The organism is Hymenobacter daecheongensis DSM 21074, assembly GCF_900141805.1.
Taxonomy (GTDB): Bacteria; Bacteroidota; Bacteroidia; order Cytophagales; family Hymenobacteraceae; genus Hymenobacter; species Hymenobacter daecheongensis.
Genome location: NZ_FQYN01000001.1, coordinates 517,482 through 532,299, shown reverse-complemented (window position 1 = coordinate 532,299; position 14,818 = coordinate 517,482). Strand labels below are relative to the sequence as shown.

At 60.3% G+C, this 14,818-nt stretch carries 16 protein-coding genes; 8 read left to right on the top strand and 8 right to left on the bottom strand.

Features of this window, described 5'->3' with window-relative positions; genetic code table 11:
* Positions 1-20 precede the first annotated feature (20 nt).
* Together tatC and BUB62_RS02285 are read right to left on the bottom strand one after the other, a co-directional pair.
* Entirely contained in the window at positions 21-884 is an 864-nt protein-coding gene (gene tatC, locus BUB62_RS02290) for a twin-arginine translocase subunit TatC (protein WP_073105594.1), read from the bottom strand.
* Between the two features lie 144 nt (positions 885-1,028).
* Positions 1,029-2,318 (bottom strand): serine hydroxymethyltransferase, encoded by a 1,290-nt coding sequence (locus tag BUB62_RS02285; RefSeq protein WP_073105592.1) that lies wholly within the window; start codon positions 2,316-2,318, stop codon positions 1,029-1,031.
* 178 nt (positions 2,319-2,496) lie between these two features.
* On the opposite strand from BUB62_RS02285, the gene BUB62_RS02280 reads away from it, so the two are divergent.
* Together BUB62_RS02280 and BUB62_RS02275 are read left to right on the top strand one after the other, a co-directional pair.
* Positions 2,497-3,057, top strand: coding sequence for a hypothetical protein (locus BUB62_RS02280; protein ID WP_073105590.1), 561 nt, complete (start codon positions 2,497-2,499; stop codon positions 3,055-3,057).
* A 69-nt stretch (positions 3,058-3,126) separates the two neighbouring features.
* A complete protein-coding gene (locus BUB62_RS02275; protein ID WP_073105589.1) occupies positions 3,127-3,933 on the top strand; it encodes a tetratricopeptide repeat protein in 807 nt (268 codons plus the stop codon).
* Between the two features lie 134 nt (positions 3,934-4,067).
* Here the strand turns inward: BUB62_RS02275 and BUB62_RS02270 are convergent, their stop codons facing one another.
* From BUB62_RS02270 to BUB62_RS02260, 3 genes are all read right to left on the bottom strand, one after another.
* Positions 4,068-4,766 (bottom strand): metallophosphoesterase family protein, encoded by a 699-nt coding sequence (locus tag BUB62_RS02270; RefSeq protein WP_073105588.1) that lies wholly within the window; start codon positions 4,764-4,766, stop codon positions 4,068-4,070.
* An 89-nt stretch (positions 4,767-4,855) separates the two neighbouring features.
* Complete coding sequence (locus BUB62_RS02265) at positions 4,856-5,068, bottom strand: hypothetical protein (protein WP_073105585.1); 213 nt, start codon at positions 5,066-5,068, stop codon at positions 4,856-4,858.
* A gap of 58 nt (positions 5,069-5,126) precedes the next feature.
* Complete coding sequence (locus tag BUB62_RS02260) at positions 5,127-5,633, bottom strand: hypothetical protein (protein ID WP_073105583.1); 507 nt, start codon at positions 5,631-5,633, stop codon at positions 5,127-5,129.
* 178 nt (positions 5,634-5,811) lie between these two features.
* Between BUB62_RS02260 and BUB62_RS02255 the strand changes: the two genes are divergently transcribed.
* The 6 genes from BUB62_RS02255 to BUB62_RS02230 all read left to right on the top strand — a co-directional run bounded on the left by BUB62_RS02255 (position 5,812) and on the right by BUB62_RS02230 (position 10,334).
* A complete protein-coding gene (locus tag BUB62_RS02255) occupies positions 5,812-6,060 on the top strand; it encodes a 4a-hydroxytetrahydrobiopterin dehydratase (protein ID WP_073105580.1) in 249 nt (82 codons plus the stop codon).
* A 50-nt stretch (positions 6,061-6,110) separates the two neighbouring features.
* Positions 6,111-6,818, top strand: a complete 708-nt coding sequence (gene rsmI / locus BUB62_RS02250; protein WP_073105579.1) for a 16S rRNA (cytidine(1402)-2'-O)-methyltransferase — start codon at positions 6,111-6,113, stop codon at positions 6,816-6,818.
* A 16-nt stretch (positions 6,819-6,834) separates the two neighbouring features.
* The gene (gene lnt / locus BUB62_RS02245; protein ID WP_084538756.1) at positions 6,835-8,538 is read left to right on the top strand and encodes an apolipoprotein N-acyltransferase; all 1,704 of its coding nucleotides are present in this window, start codon (positions 6,835-6,837) and stop codon (positions 8,536-8,538) included.
* Between the two features lie 131 nt (positions 8,539-8,669).
* A complete protein-coding gene (locus BUB62_RS02240) occupies positions 8,670-9,488 on the top strand; it encodes an inositol monophosphatase family protein (RefSeq protein WP_073105578.1) in 819 nt (272 codons plus the stop codon).
* A 203-nt stretch (positions 9,489-9,691) separates the two neighbouring features.
* Complete coding sequence (locus BUB62_RS02235) at positions 9,692-9,880, top strand: FeoB-associated Cys-rich membrane protein (protein WP_073105576.1); 189 nt, start codon at positions 9,692-9,694, stop codon at positions 9,878-9,880.
* Positions 9,881-9,992: 112 nt separating this feature from the next.
* Complete coding sequence (locus tag BUB62_RS02230; protein ID WP_073105575.1) at positions 9,993-10,334, top strand: hypothetical protein; 342 nt, start codon at positions 9,993-9,995, stop codon at positions 10,332-10,334.
* A 112-nt stretch (positions 10,335-10,446) separates the two neighbouring features.
* Here BUB62_RS02230 and BUB62_RS02225 read toward each other — a convergent pair whose 3' ends face one another.
* The 3 genes from BUB62_RS02225 to BUB62_RS02215 form a co-directional block, all read right to left on the bottom strand.
* Positions 10,447-11,466, bottom strand: coding sequence for an SPASM domain-containing protein (locus BUB62_RS02225; protein WP_073105574.1), 1,020 nt, complete (start codon positions 11,464-11,466; stop codon positions 10,447-10,449).
* A 121-nt stretch (positions 11,467-11,587) separates the two neighbouring features.
* Positions 11,588-13,006 (bottom strand): T9SS type A sorting domain-containing protein, encoded by a 1,419-nt coding sequence (locus BUB62_RS02220; protein ID WP_073105573.1) that lies wholly within the window; start codon positions 13,004-13,006, stop codon positions 11,588-11,590.
* A 92-nt stretch (positions 13,007-13,098) separates the two neighbouring features.
* Positions 13,099-14,571: a TlpA family protein disulfide reductase gene (locus BUB62_RS02215; RefSeq protein WP_073105571.1), complete on the bottom strand. Its 1,473-nt coding sequence runs from the start codon at positions 14,569-14,571 to the stop codon at positions 13,099-13,101.
* Positions 14,572-14,818 lie beyond the last annotated feature (247 nt).

The window sequence follows — 14,818 nt, the reverse complement described above, 5'->3', positions numbered from 1 at the left end:
ACGTTTTCCACATTAGCACATTAAGAAGAGACTCCGCCGTTTGTGGCTAGCGCGTCGTTGAGGCGCTGGGTGCGGTTGCGGGTTACTACGCGGGCAATGTTGATGCTCAGCTCGTAGAGAATCAGAATCGGGATAGTGACGATGATCTGGGCCGAAATGTCGGGGGGCGTGATGATGGCCGCGATGATGAGGATGACCACGATGGCGTGCTTGCGGTAGAGGCGCATGATTTCGGGCGTAATCAGGCCGGCTTTAGCCAGGAAAAACACAATCATGGGCAGCTCAAACACGAAAGCACACGAAAGGCTCATCGTCGTCAGGGTGCTGATATAGCTCTGCAGGTCGATCTGGTTTTCGATGCTGGCATCGAGCTGATAGGAAGCTAAGAAGTTGATGCTCAATGGGGCCGCGATGAAATAGCCGAACATCAGCCCAAGCACAAACAGCACCGACACGAAGAAAACCGCCCCGCGCGAGTTGGCCTGCTCATGCGGGTACAAGCCCGGCTTCACAAACCGCCAGATTTCCCAGAACGTGTAGGGAAACGCCATAGCCAGCCCCACCACGAAGGAGGAGCTGATGTGCATGGAAAGCTGCCCGCTCATCTGGCGGTTCTGCAAATCGAAGGTGGGCTTGCCGATGCACAAGGTGTCGGCCCCGATCCAGCGGCCGAAGTCGCAAAAGGCGCGGTATGTCCAGAAGTCGCCGCGCGAAGGGCCCAAAATCAGGTCGTGAAACAGAAAGTCCTTGGCCAGAAAGGCGGCCGTGGTGAAGACCACGATGGCAATGGCCGAGCGGATGATGTGCCACCGTAGCGCCTCCAGATGGTCGATAAACGACATTTCGGGTGCTTCGCCCAGCGGGGCGCCCGGCTGGTTTTGCATTTGATCCACAGTAGCGGGAAATGAGAAAATGAAGGAAGGACGGAACAGAAAGGAGTGCATCACAAACGAAAACCAGCCCGAACAGGATGCTGCCGGGCCGGCTTTCGGCCGAAATACTGCCTAACCGCGCAGCCTTCCAGGAAGTTAGGCGAACAGCGGATACTGCTGCATCCACTCGTTTACCTGCCGACGCACGCGCAGCAGGTGAGCCTCGTCGGTGTGGTTGGTGAGCACCTCGTCAATGAAGCCTACGATGCGCCCCATGTCGGCCTCACGCAGGCCACGGGTAGTCACGGCGGCCGAGCCGATGCGCATCCCCGAGGTCACGAACGGCGACTTGTCATCAAAAGGCACCATGTTCTTGTTGATGGTGATGTCGGCCTTGATGAGCGTATTTTCGGCCAACTTGCCGGTCAGGCCCTTGCTGCGCAGATCAATGAGCATCAAATGGTTGTCGGTTCCGCCGGAGATGATCTGGTAGCCGCGCTCCACAAACGCGCCGGCCAGCGCCTGGGCATTCTTGATGACCTGATGGGTGTAATCGGTGTAGGCATCGGTCAGGCATTCGCCGAAGGCTACGGCCTTGGCCCCAATCACGTGCTCCAGCGGCCCGCCCTGGGTGCCGGGAAACACGCCCGAATCGAGCAGCGCCGACATCATCCGGATTTCGCCTTTCGGGGTTTTCAGCCCGAAGGGATTCTCGAAGTCCTTGCCCAGCATAATCAGGCCGCCGCGGGGGCCGCGCAGGGTTTTGTGGGTGGTGGTCGTCACGATGTGGCAATGCTCGAAGGGCGAGTTGAGCAACCCCTTGGCAATGAGGCCGGACGGGTGCGAAATATCGGCCAGCAGCAGCGCGCCCACCTCGTCGGCGGCTTCGCGCAGGGCTTTGTAGTCCCAGTCGCGGGAGTAGGCCGAGGCACCGCAGATGATGAGTTTGGGCTGCTCGCGGCGGGCAGTTTCCTTCACCTTCTGCCAGTCAATCAGGCCGGTTTCGGGCTCCACGCCATAGAAGGACGGCTTATAGAGCTTGCCCGAGAAGTTCACCGACGAGCCGTGGGTGAGGTGGCCGCCGTGGCTCAGGTCGAAGCCCAGAATCTTGTCGCCGGCGTTGAGCACGGCCAGCATCACGGCCGCGTTGGCCTGGGCGCCGGAATGGGGCTGCACGTTCACCCACTCCACGCCAAACAGCTCCTTGGCCCGGTCGATGGCCAGCTGCTCCACCTGATCCACGATTTCGCAGCCGCCGTAGTAGCGCTTGCCGGGCAGGCCCTCGGCGTACTTGTTGGTCAGGATGGAGCCCTGGGCCCGCATCACTTGCTCGGAGACGTAGTTTTCGGAAGCAATAAGCTCAATTCCGTGCGTCTGGCGCTCTTTTTCCTGGCGAATGAGGTCGAACAGGACCGTGTCCTGGGCAATTGCGGTGCGGGTTTCCATAAAGTCAAAAGTACGGCGGGGGTAGGGAACTACCAACTTACGCAGCCGGCTGCCCAATGGCTATCGGGGCCGGCCCAACCGGGGCGCCGGGCCGGATTGTGGCAAATTGTGGCACTTCTGCCTTATCTTGTTCCGTCCGGCGGGCCTGCCTGCCCGCAGGAGCCTAGCTATCAGCCCCATGCCGACCACCGCGAACCAGCCGCTTGCCGAAATTCTGACGCAGATGCGCGTTGGCAATCAGTCGTTTCTGATCAAGTTCTACCAGGACCGCCGCGACCATTTCGCCCGCTGGGCCCGCCGCCAGCACCAGCTGGAGCCCGCCGCGGCCCACGAGCTGCTGCGCACCGTGCTGGTCGATTTCTACGACCAGGTAGCCGATGGCCGCCTCACCAAAATGCCCGCCGATATGCGGGCGCACCTCTACGGTATGGGCCAGGAGCGCATGGAAGCCGCCTCGCGCGTGAGCACCGGCACCGAGGAGCTGCCAGTGGTGGAGGCCAGCCGCCGCCAGCGCATGCTGCGCCTGTTTCGCCAGCTGGGTTCCGATAGTCAGCTGCTGCTTATGTACTTCTATTTCAAAGCCTTCAGCTTCGATAAAGTAGCCGGCAAGATGGGCTACGCCAATGCCAACGTGGCCCGCCTGCAAAAGGCCAATTGCCTGCGCAAGCTTTACGAGATTATGAGCCGCGACCAGAACTCGGCCGACGATGGGGCCGGTGCTGCGGCCCTGGCTACCTGATTCTGCGTAGTTTAGCCCCCGCTTTCAGTTGTTGCCCAGTTTTCCTGCTTACCCGCTTCTCCGCCGCCCATGACGCCGCCGCCTATTGACCTGCGCCCTTACCTGGATGAGCTGGAGCGTTTCGACGACGGCCTGATGACGCCCGCCGAGCAGGAGGCCTTCGAGCTACGACTGGAGCAGGACGCCGACCTGCAGCGGGCCTATGAGCTATATGAGCAAATAACCTCCGACCTGCGCTGGGTGGCCGGCCACGAAACCCTGCGCCACCGCCTGCAGGGCCTGGATATGCGCCTCGACCAGCGCCAGGATGCGCTGGACCGGATGCACCGCCGCCAGCGGCGGCAGCAGCGGCGCTGGGGCCTAGTGGCGGCGGCGGTAGTGCTGGCGGCCTTGGGCCTGTGGCTGGCCCTGCGCACACCGCCGCCCAACGCCCAGCGCGACTGGGCCCGCTACTACGTGCCCGATCCGGGCCTGCCCGAGTCGGCGGGCCTGAGCAGCCACCGGCCGCTGCTGGCCGAGGCCATGCAGCAGTACCGCGCGGGCCACTTCCCGGCCGCGCTGCACGCCCTGCGCCGCGTGCCCACCGACAACCTGGGCCAGGATACGGTGCTGTATTACAACGGTATTATTCTGCTGCGCCAAAACCAGCCGGTGGCCGCCCGCTCGTATCTGAAGCGCGTGAGCCAGATGCCGCAGTCGAACCTGACCAGCAAGGCCCGCTACCATCTGGGCATGGCCTATTGGATGGCCAACCAGGCCACCGAAGCCCGCGCCGCCCTGCGCGAAGTAGCCTCCGACTCGCTCAACCCCTACCGCAAGCCCGCCCGCCGGGTGCTGGACGCCAAAGTCATTCAACCCCAGGATTCTTCGCGGTAAGTGGTGAGGTAGAAAGCTCTGTTAAACCTTAAAGTCCTGACGCAACGCATACGTCAGGGCTTTTCTGTTTACAAGACTCAGCTCATTGTCTAGGACGGATTGCTTCGTCCTTCGTCCTCGCAATGCCAGTTCTCCTACCGCACGGCAATAGGATACGGCAGCTCGATGTTGGGTTGGAGGGTGAGGTGGAAGGAATCCAGCTCTAAAGCAGCCAGGTGGGCCAGCTCGGGGTTGTGACGGTACACACAGCCGGTATCGAGGCAGATGCTGCCGGCTTTTTCTGCTACCTGCTGCTGCACCTCGGCGGTGGGCGTGGGTACGTGTCCGTGAAGGAGCCGCCGGCCCTGCAGACGAGATGCATCGAAGGTGAATTGCTTGATATTCATCATCGTGTGCGGGTCCTGACGCATTTCGGCGGGGGGCAGACGGAAGTCGAAACCGGCATGAACGAGGGTGAAGCCGGGGATATCGAACTGGTAGGGCAGGCTTGCCAGCCACTGCAGGTAGGACGAGGGAATGGCGGTGGCCTCGGCTACACCGAAGCTTTGCAGCGTGAGCTGGCGGTCGGCGGCGGAGGCCCAGAGCACGTCGGCGCGGCCCTGAGCGGCATCGAGCAGCTCCTGGTCGTGGTTGCCGCGCAGGCACCAGAGCTGATAGCCGCGCTGGGGTAGCTGCATCAGCAAGTCGAGCACGCCGCGGCTGTCGGGGCCCTTGTTCACGTAGTCGCCCAGCACATACAGCTCATCCTGGGGGCGCAGGCGAAGCACGTTTTCGAGCAGGTGGCGCGTGGTGTGCAGGCAGCCGTGCAAATCGGTGAGGACGTAGCGGGCCATAAGTTAAGGAGCGAAATCAGACGGTGAGACAAAGAAAAAGCACCCGCAAATAAGGCAGGTGCTTTCGCTGTTTGGTAGCCGGGCGGGGTTCAGCTGTAGGCCGGCTTGTCGATATCGGGCTTGTTGAGGTTGCGGTTGGGGTGGCGCAGACCGGCATCGGTGGCTTCCTGTTCCAAGCGGTCTTCGGTTTCAGGGTCGAGCTGGTTGGTGGGCAGCGCGTCGGCTTTGGGCTGGCCTTCTGCGGCCGGCGTGTTGTGCTTTACCTTTGCTTTGGGGTCCGATTCATTATGGTGCGATGGCATGTCTTGTTGCTTTTAAGGAGTGAAAACCAGGGCAAAAAGATGTGGCTCGTCGAGCTGCCTACTGGTCGATAGCCGTATCGGAGGCGTTCGGGTCGGTCAGCTCGGCGTTGGTCTGGGTAGTGGCCCCGGTCTTGGCCGAGTCGGGCTGCACCTGTTCCATCTGGCCCATGCCTACGCGTGAGTTGGGGTTGCGCATCTCGTCGCGGCTGGCGTTGCGGTCATCGGCATCCAGCTCGTCTACGGGGCCAGTGACGCGGCGCTGGCTCAGTTCGTCATCGGCGGGCATATCCTGGTTGGGGCGCTGGTCGGCCCCTTCGTCGGCAGTGCGTATGTTGTCGGCGGGGCGCTCGGCGCGGTCACTATCCTCATTCACCGATACGGCCGTGCTGCCGCTGCCGCTGTCGGTGCCGAAGCCTTCCTTGCCGTCGCGGTTGCCGAAACCACCGCGGGCGGCTTCGTTCTTGGGCGGATTGGCCCCCGGAATGATGTGGCCTTCCGTAAATTCCTGGTCGGTGGTATCGTCGTTTATGACGCGTACGGGACGATTATTGGGGTCAATGGCCATGAGGCGGAAAGATTAGAGGTGGAGGTGATGGGTGGGTAAGGAAGTGTACTGTGGTTTGGGATTTTGGGTTTAGCTCAGCCGCTGCTTCTTTCCTCCGGCCCCGCCCAAATGGCAGTTGCCCTGCCGCAAACCGTTATGTCTCTGGCTTTTTTCTGAATTCATCCAACTCCCCCCAGCTATGTGGACCGAACACAACAATGCCCTCACCCGCACCTTTCGCTTCCCGGATTTTCGCACGGCCTTCGCCTTCATGACCGAAGTGGCCGTCGAAGCCGAGCGCCTCGACCATCATCCGTGGTGGGCTAATGAGTACAACACCGTCGAGTTTCGCCTGCGCACCCACGATGCCGGCAACACCGTAACCCGCCGCGACCATCGCCTGGCTGCCGCCATTGACGCCGTGGCGGCGCGGCATGGGGCAGAATAGGATGCTTGCTGCTTCCGCCCGTAGCCTGCCGGCGTGCTACCTTTGTGCTTATGTCTGACGCCACGCCTACCGTTTTGTACCTCGTGCCCACGCCCATCGGCAACCTGGAGGATATTACCCTGCGGGCCATCCGCATTCTGGGCGAGGTAGATGTGGTGCTGGCCGAAGACACCCGCACCAGCGGCCGGCTGCTGCAGCACCTGGGCCTGAAAAAGCCCCTGCTCAGCTACCATCTGCACAACGAGCACCAGACCGTGCAGCGCATCCTCGACCGACTGGAAAAGGGCGAGAAAATGGCCCTGGTATCCGATGCCGGCACGCCCGGCATCTCCGACCCCGGCTTTCTGCTGGTGCGCGAGTGCCTGGCCAAAGGCCTGAAAGTGGAATGCCTGCCCGGCGCTACGGCCTTCGTGCCGGCCCTGCTCAAGTCGGGCTTCGGGGCCGAGCGGTTCACGTTCGAGGGCTTTTTGCCGGTGAAAAAGGGCCGCCAGACCCGCATCCGGGAGCTGCAGCTGGAAACCCGCACCATGATTTTCTACGAGTCGCCGCACCGCATTGTGAAGACGCTGGAGCAGCTGGCCGAGGCGTTGGGGCCGGAGCGACAAGCTTCCGTGAGTCGTGAACTGACCAAGCTGTTTGAAGAAACTTTGAACGGCACGCTGCCCGAGCTGGCGGCCAATTTCGCGGCCCGCGCCAGCATCAAAGGCGAAATCGTACTCGTAGTTCAGGGCCATAAAGAAGAGCGCCGTGCTGACTAAACCTGCTGAAACTTCCGTGCTATCTACCGCCCCGGCCTTCACTTGGACGCGCCCCGCCTCCTGGCCGCCCGCGCTGCTGGCGCTGCTCAGCGCCGGGCTGCTGTGGCTGGGCTGGCCGGTGCACCCCGCTCCGCTGGCGCTGGTGCTGCTGGTAGGCTGGGTGCCATATCTGTATTTGGAGGCCGCGCTGGTGCGGCGCGGCGCTACGGGCTGGAAAGTGTTTCGCTACACCTACCTCACACTGGTACTCTGGAACGCCTTTACCACCTGGTGGGTGAGCTACAGCACGCTCGGCGGCGGCATTGCGGCCGTGGTGCTCAATGCGTTGCTGATGTGCCTGCCCACCATGGCCTTCTATCACACCAAGCGACTGGCCGGCCCGCGCCTGGGCTACGTCTCGCTACCCATCTACTGGATTGCCTTCGAGCAGCTGCATCTGCACTGGGATTTCACCTGGCCCTGGCTCACGCTCGGCAACGGCTTCGCTACCGCCACCGAGTGGGTGCAGTGGTATGAATACACCGGCTTTCTGGGCGGCTCTGTCTGGATTTGGGTAGTGAACCTGCTGGTGTTCTTTTCAATTGAAAATGATGAATTAAGAATTAAAAATGAAGCTCAGGAGTCAGCAGAGCAAGCCTCGACAATGCGTCGTAAGCCTTTTTTAATTTTTAATTCTCAATTTTTAATTGCCACGCTAGTGGCTATTCTGCTCCCAATCGTAGTGTCCAAAATCATCAGCAGCCGCTACCAGGAAAAGGGGCAGGCGGCGGAGGTGCTGGTCATTCAGCCCAACTTCGACCCGTTTCAGGAGAAGTTTGAGGGCGGGGCGAAGTTCATTCCTTACCACGAGCAACTGCAGCGCATGTTCCGGCTCACCGAGCAAAACCTGACCCCGCAGACCAAGCTGGTGCTCTGGCCCGAAACCTCGCTGGAAGAGAATAACTGGGAAGCCACCTTCGAAGCCAATCCCAAAGCCCTGCAAATCCGGAGCTTTCTGGCTCGTCATCCCGGCCTAGAGCTGATAACCGGCGCCACCACCCTCACCACCTACCCCAGCAAGGAAACCGCCAGCGAATCTTCCCGCTACCGCGACGATATCGGGTATTACGACTTCTTTAACACGGCCGTGTTTTTCGGCAACGCCGCGCAGCCGGTGCAGTTCTACCACAAGTCGCGGCTGGTGCCGGGGGTGGAGGGCGTGCCGCACTGGCTGTCGGCCTTCGTGATTGATCTGGGCGGGGCGGCCGGCGGGCTGGGCCGGCAGGCGCAGGCCGGCGTGTTCCGCACCACCGCCCCCGATTCGACCCTGCGCACGGCCCCGGTCATCTGCTACGAATCGGTGTATGGCGACTACGTAAGCCAATACATCCGGCGCGGAGCCACGCTCATCGGCATCATCACCAACGACGGCTGGTGGAGCGATTCGCCCGGCCACCTGCAGCACCTGCACTACGCCACGCTCCGCGCCATCGAAACCCGCCGCGCCATTGCCCGCTCCGCCAACACCGGCATTTCGGCCTTCATCAACCAGAAGGGCGAAATAATTCAGCAAACCGGCTGGTGGGTGCCTGCTGCCCTGCGCGGCACCGTGCGCCTGAACACGGAAATGACGTTCTACGTCCGCTACGGCGAGCTGATCGGGCGCGGGGCGCAGGTGCTGGCCGTGCTGCTGCTGGCCTTCGTGATGGTGCGCGCGCTGAACCGGCGCTTTGCTGTTTAGATAACTCATAAATCGTCTGTCATCCTGAGCAGAGCGAAGGACCTCTCCCGCTTCGTTGCAATGGCAATCCAACGAAGCGGGAGAGGTCCTTCGCTCTGCTCAGGATGACAGACGTAAACAATCCGTACCCCATGACCGATTTCACCGCCCTCAGCCACCAGGTCGCCGACGTAGCCCGCCGGGCCGGCCAGTTCATTCGCCAGGAGGCCGCCACCTTCGACCGCGGCCGCATCCAGCACAAGGGCCTGCACGATATGGTGTCGTACGTCGATCAGGAAGCGGAAAAAATGCTGGTGGCCGGGCTGCGCGAGCTGCTGCCCCAGGCCGGCTTCATCACCGAAGAAGGCACTACCGGCGCCGACAGCCAAGCTACCAGCGTCGGCACGGCCCTCACCTGGATTATCGACCCGCTCGACGGCACCACCAACTTCATCCACGGCCTGCCCTGCTACTCGGTGAGCGTAGCCCTCATGGAAGGCCCGGAACTGGTGATTGGGGTGGTGTATGAGGTGAACCTAGATGAGTGCTTCCGGGCCGTGCGCGGCGGCGGGGCCTTCTGCAACGAGCAGCCCATCCGGGTATCGGCGGCTCCCGCGCTCAGCCAGTCGCTGATAGCCACTGGGTTTCCCTACAGCAATTTCCACCGCGTCGATGACTACCTGAGCATTCTGAAGCAGTTTATGAGCAGCACCAACGGCATCCGCCGCGTGGGTTCCGCCGCCGTCGACCTGGCCTGGACCGCTGCCGGCCGCTTCGACGGCTACTTCGAGTTCAACATCAACTCCTACGACGTGGCCGCCGGCATCCTGCTGGTGCGCGAAGCCGGCGGCCACGTCACGCAGTTCCTGCACGACGGCGACCCGATATTCGGCCGCGAAGTGCTGGCCTCCAACGGCACGCTGCATGCTGAAATGCAGGGTGTTATCGGGGAGTTTTGGGAAGTGAAATAACCTGTCATTGCGAGCAGCGCGAAGCAATCCGTCCTCTTAAATGTAAAAAGCCCTGTTAACCTACAAAGCCCCGGCGCAGGCATACGTTGAAGCTTTTCGGTTTACAAGGCTCAACTCATTGTCCAGGACGGATTGCTTCGTCGTGCCTCCTCGCAATGACAGGGTGCAAACTTTTCCGCGCTGGGCGTAGTTTTGCCCGCACTATGATCTTCCAATACCTCATCATCGGCCTGCTGTTTCTGGCGGCTATGTTCTACGTCGGGCGCATTTTCTGGCGGGCCTTCTTTGTGAAGGCGGAGGGCGGCTGTGCCAAGGGCTGCGGCGCGTGCGGCACGCTCGATGTTGACCGTTTGCAACGCACCATCGAAAAGGCGGCCCCGGCCCGCGGCTAGCTGCCGCTCAAGTTCAGACAACCTGCCCCCGCCCCGGCTGCGTATAGCCGGCGCGGGGGCTTCGCTTTTGCGGCCCCGCGCTATTTTCGCTCCCTACCAAAACACTACCACGATGCAAGACAAAGAAGAGGAACGCTCGCTGATTAACGTCGAGAAAAAGCTGAACAGCGACGGGTTCACCCAGGATTTCAATGTGTGCGACGGCCGCCTGCAAACCATGGATACCGAGTCGAAAAAGAGCTACGCCCCGGAGGAAGTGACCATCGTGGACTTCTACCGCTTCGAGGGCGAAAGTGACCCCGACGATATGTCCATCCTTTACGCCATCGAGTGCGCCGACGGCGTGCGTGGCACCATATCCAACTCCTTCGGCACCTACGCCGATGCCGAAACCGACGAGTTCCTGAAAAAAGTGGACGACCTCGGCAAAAACCTCACGAAAGCACACAAGTAGTGAAATAGTGAGATGGTGAGTTTGATTTTCTTGCTGCGCATTCCGCGCATGCGGCGCATCTAGCGCAAACCGAACATCAAACTCACCATTTCACTATCTCACTATTTCACTTTCATCCCCACACTTTCGTGCCTTCGGTGCAGTTGCGGCACATGTCTATCTGGTCGCGGCCTTTGAGGAGGGAGGCGCGGAAGGTGCGGTATTTGGGGCCGTGCCAGAGCTGGCGGAAGGTTTCAGTTTTGAGGTCGCCCTGGCGGTATTCGGCGTCCTTGTCGAAGCAGCAGGGCACTACCAGCCCGTCCCAGGTAATCACGCAGCTGTGCCACATCTTCCAGCAGTGGTTCAGGAGCTTGTTTTTGATGCTCCAGGTGCCGTTGTTGTTCTCGTAGCGCGAGTAGTAGTCGATGGTGGGGATGAGCGGGGAGCCCTGCTCGTAGTCGTAGATCTGGGCGGTTTTGAACCACACGTCGTCCACCCCCAACTCTTGAGCCAGCGTTTTGGCTTCCTCAATCTGGTGCTCGTTGGGCCGCACCACCAGAAACTGGAATATAATGCGCGGCGTGCTGGATTTCAGCTCTTTGCGCCAGCGCACCACGTTCTTCGTACCCTCCAATACTTTATCCAGCTTGCCACCCACCCGGTACTGCTGATACACTTCCTGCGTGGTGCCATCGAGCGAGATAATCAGCCGGTCGAGGCCCGACTCTACCGTGCGGCGGGCGTTGCTGTCATTCAGGTAGTGGGCGTTGGTGCTGGTGGCCGTGTAAATGCCCTTGTCGGCCGCGTATTTCACCAGATCCAGGAAGTTGGGGTGCAGATACGGCTCGCCCTGGAAATAGAAAATCAGGTACCACAGCCGCTGGTGCAGCTCGTCGATGGTGCGCTTGAACAGCGCATCGGGCAGCATACCGGTGGGGCGCGTGAAGCTGCGCAGGCCGCTGGGGCACTCCGGGCAGCGCAGGTTGCAGCTGGTGGTGGGCTCGAAGCTCAGGGCCAGCGGCAGGCCCCAGTGCCGGGCTTTGCCAGTGGCTTTGCTCAGGGCGTAGCTGCCTACCACCTGGGCCGCGTTCAGGGCGCGGCGCGGGGTGAGCTTGGAAACGAAATTCAGACCGTCGGTGAGGAGGGAAGACATGCAAGGTAATGGTCGGCAGCACCCTAAAGTATAACGGCGGCCAGCTACCACTAACCTCAATTTCTGTCTTTAGTTCAGGCACCGTCTGCCGGACTTGGGTCGATCTGTTTTGAAACGTAATTTATTCGTGGAGCAACTGCTGTTGCATTAGACCACCAGTAGTCTGAATTTTAACCAAATATAACCCACTAGGCAAGGTAGTCAGGTCAAGCTCTATTGCCCGATTCGACTGCGGGCCGACCACAAACTGTTGCACCTCTTGTCCTACACTATTGAGCAAACTACCGTGCAGCGTTTCCGCCCTGGCAGACCCAGTAAGCTCCAGCAGGGCTGTTGCCTTTGCTGGATTCGGATACACACGCAGGGTCATTCCGGCCGGTGCTTGTGAGGCATTGGCCAGGGCCACTGACCGGAAGTCTCTGTATACATGGCGGGAACGAACACTCAGGCTGCCATCAGGGGCAATGGACTGCGAAATACGTTGAACTACCCGGCGCTGGGCGTCATAGCTCAGTGTCAGGCTGTCGTCGTAAGCCCAGTTCTGATTGGCTTCCCAGCGCCCAGAACCAGCCTTCCATATTTCGTGTAGGTCCAATACAAGGTTGCCCTCCACATCGTAGCGCACGGTGTAGCGCTGCTCGGGCTGCCAACTGGCAGTTGCCGTTGTCCGGGCTTCACCATAGTCGCGCTGCCCAGCGTTGTTGGGGTAGTAAGTCACGGTATTGCGGCGCTGGGGTCCTTGGTATACTTCCCAGTCGTAGGATGCTACTTGCCGGGTAGGCCAGTTGTGCCAAGTATACTGCGAAACCCGGGCGGCCCCCAGCACCCAGCCAGCGTTGGTGATAAAAACGTCATACACACTGCTGGCCCACTGGTCGTTAGTCAGCGTGTAGGTTACGCGCTCCTCAGGCTGCAGCGTTGCGCCAGGGTAGTTATCTAGGCCCTCAGTCAGTGTAGAGGTCAGTACGCCGCTGGCGCTGTATGTGCGTCGGTAATAGGTGGTGCGGTTTAGCTGCAAGGCGGCCGGAATACCAGAAGAACGGTAGGAGCGAGCTTCAAAGACGTTACCGTGGCTGTCATAGTCCTGCTCCCGCTTGATATAGGTGGCCCACACATTATTGCCCCACAGATCATTGCTGTAGCTGGTTTCCTGCCCCTGGCTATTGTAGACATATCGGTTGCGGTAGAGGGGCGTAGCCGTTGCTGAATCAGTTACTACTTCCTCCGTTCGGCGCCCTTGCGCGTCGTAGGTGTAGTATTCTGTAAAAGCCTGTTTCAATGGCAGGCCAGTGGTAGCGTAATTCCGATAGTAAGCCGTGGCTTGGTGTGGCAAGCTCGTAGCTGCCGCAGTCCGATGAAACGATGAGGGAGCAGGATTCTCACCCAAGCCGAATGGGTTAAACTGGCGGACGGGCAGCTGCGGCTGTTGGGCCTGCGCCACAGCCGTCACGAAAAGAAGCGCGCAAATACGTAGACCTGATTGCATATCGAGTAGAAGATCAGCTTCAAAGGTAATCCTCTGAAGCTTGGAAGATAGCATTCCTGACAAATTTAGATCAGGAGAATATTTTGTAAGAATAAAGACCTCCCAGGCTATCCAGGAGGATTTTTAGAAGTGATGAAGTTAAGCTCTTACTTGCCAGCCGACGAAGGCAACGTGCTGCTATACGTACCAGCTTTACCAAACGACTGCTTGATTTCGTCCACAGCGGCGCGGCTGCTCAGGCGTTTGGGCTTGGTGTTGAGGAAAGTTCCGTCTTCAGCCAGCAGGAAATACGCCGGCACGTCCTGAATGGCGTAGGCCTTAGCAATGGCTGAGCGCATGCCCCCGGCGGCCCGCACGTGCACGCCCGGCAGCTTTTTGCCCAGCACCAGCTGCTTCCAGGCCGGCTCGTTCTCGTCGAGGGCCACGTTCAGAAACACGATATTCTTGCCGTCGAAGCGCTTAATCAGGTCGGCGGCGTAGGGCAGGTCGCGCAGGGCCAGGCCGCTGGTGGTGCGCCAGAAATTGATGTAGACCAGCTTGCCCGCGAAGCTGCGCAGCGAAACCGAGTCGCCGCTGGCCGTCGTGAGGTGGAAGTTGGGAGCCGGCGCACCGATGGCGAAGGCCTTGTGGGTTTCAAAATCCTGCTGCAGCACCGGGAAGTACTCGTTCTTCGCATCCGCCGCGCGGAAATCAGCCAGCATGGCCGCCGATTGCTTCACGTGCCCAAACCGGAACGACTCCTGCAACACGCGCCCCATAATAATCGGGCGGGTGGGGCCGCTGAGCTGGCTCTTGGCTATATCGTAGCACACCTGGTAGAAGCTGGGGTCGGTGCGCTGGTGGCCGCCGGAAGTGGCCATATAATGCACGTAGTTGAGCAAGAATTCCTGGTACAGCTCGCTGCGTAAAGCCACCGGGTTGTTGATCAGGGCTTTGTCGTTGAGAAAATCGTAGTACGTGGGGGTCATTTTCAGCCGGCCCTCGGTGGCTACCACCTGCTCGCGCAGGTCCTGGTAGGTCAGCCGGTCGTTGGCGTAGCTGTAATCGATTTCGGAGTTGATGTAGTCGCGGAAAGCGGCCGAATAGTGCTCGTTGTCGATGGTGTTTTCATAGAATTTGCGCTGCTCCTTGCGCCGATAGTCGAGGAAGTGCAGGAAGCCGGCTTCGTAAAACATGATGTTTTCAGGGAGCACCTGAAAGCCGTCGACTTCGGTGAAGCGCTCATCCATTTCGGCCAGAAAGGTGTTGGGCTCGGCGCCCTTGCCCTTGTAGCGCACCGTGGCGGCCAGATCGTTGCCTTTAAATTTGACTTCCAGCGCCATGCCGGGCTCCAAAAACAGGTCGGCCACGTCATCGTCGTACACCAGATCGGCGCGGGTGGGGCCACTAACCTGCACGGCCAGCCGGAACTCGCCCCGGTCATTCACGGCGGCGTAGGTGGTTTGCTCCTTCGGGTCCAGCAGATTTTCCCGAATCGAAACGGCCACGGAGTCAGCCGTTTTGCCACTGACTTTGCCCACCAGAGTCACCGTGCCCTGGGCGCGGCTGGCCAGCGGGGCGGCCGTCAGCAGCACGGCCAACAGCAGGCCCGTGCCCGGAATACGAAGAGAATATGCCATCGAAAGAAAGGTCTGTCAGGGTGCGACGAAAAAGCTTGCCCAAGCTATCCGGGCTGGAAGGACCCGGAAGGCTTCGTGGGAAAAGCCAACTCGTGTACCGAAGATACGGCATTCCGGTTTAGATCGGACAATCCAGATTATGGCTTTTTTGTTAAGTCCTTTCAGGAATGCGCATTGCCTTGATTGTGAGTGGAATTTTCGACCCGCGGACTGCGCTGAATAGGCAGCACCAACGGGGACAAAACTC

Coding starts and splice junctions, on each gene's coding strand:
- BUB62_RS02280 (WP_073105590.1), top strand. CDS start 2,497: ATGCCGACCACCGCGAACCAGCCGCTTGCCGAAATTCTGACGCAGATG.
- BUB62_RS02275 (WP_073105589.1), top strand. CDS start 3,127: ATGACGCCGCCGCCTATTGACCTGCGCCCTTACCTGGATGAGCTGGAG.
- BUB62_RS02255 (WP_073105580.1), top strand. CDS start 5,812: ATGTGGACCGAACACAACAATGCCCTCACCCGCACCTTTCGCTTCCCG.
- BUB62_RS02265 (WP_073105585.1), bottom strand. CDS start 5,068: ATGCCATCGCACCATAATGAATCGGACCCCAAAGCAAAGGTAAAGCAC.
- BUB62_RS02260 (WP_073105583.1), bottom strand. CDS start 5,633: ATGGCCATTGACCCCAATAATCGTCCCGTACGCGTCATAAACGACGAT.
- BUB62_RS02225 (WP_073105574.1), bottom strand. CDS start 11,466: ATGTCTTCCCTCCTCACCGACGGTCTGAATTTCGTTTCCAAGCTCACC.
- rsmI (WP_073105579.1), top strand. CDS start 6,111: ATGTCTGACGCCACGCCTACCGTTTTGTACCTCGTGCCCACGCCCATC.
- tatC (WP_073105594.1), bottom strand. CDS start 884: ATGCAAAACCAGCCGGGCGCCCCGCTGGGCGAAGCACCCGAAATGTCG.
- BUB62_RS02285 (WP_073105592.1), bottom strand. CDS start 2,318: ATGGAAACCCGCACCGCAATTGCCCAGGACACGGTCCTGTTCGACCTC.
- BUB62_RS02220 (WP_073105573.1), bottom strand. CDS start 13,006: ATGCTATCTTCCAAGCTTCAGAGGATTACCTTTGAAGCTGATCTTCTA.
- BUB62_RS02235 (WP_073105576.1), top strand. CDS start 9,692: ATGATCTTCCAATACCTCATCATCGGCCTGCTGTTTCTGGCGGCTATG.
- BUB62_RS02215 (WP_073105571.1), bottom strand. CDS start 14,571: ATGGCATATTCTCTTCGTATTCCGGGCACGGGCCTGCTGTTGGCCGTG.
- BUB62_RS02240 (WP_073105578.1), top strand. CDS start 8,670: ATGACCGATTTCACCGCCCTCAGCCACCAGGTCGCCGACGTAGCCCGC.
- BUB62_RS02270 (WP_073105588.1), bottom strand. CDS start 4,766: ATGGCCCGCTACGTCCTCACCGATTTGCACGGCTGCCTGCACACCACG.
- BUB62_RS02230 (WP_073105575.1), top strand. CDS start 9,993: ATGCAAGACAAAGAAGAGGAACGCTCGCTGATTAACGTCGAGAAAAAG.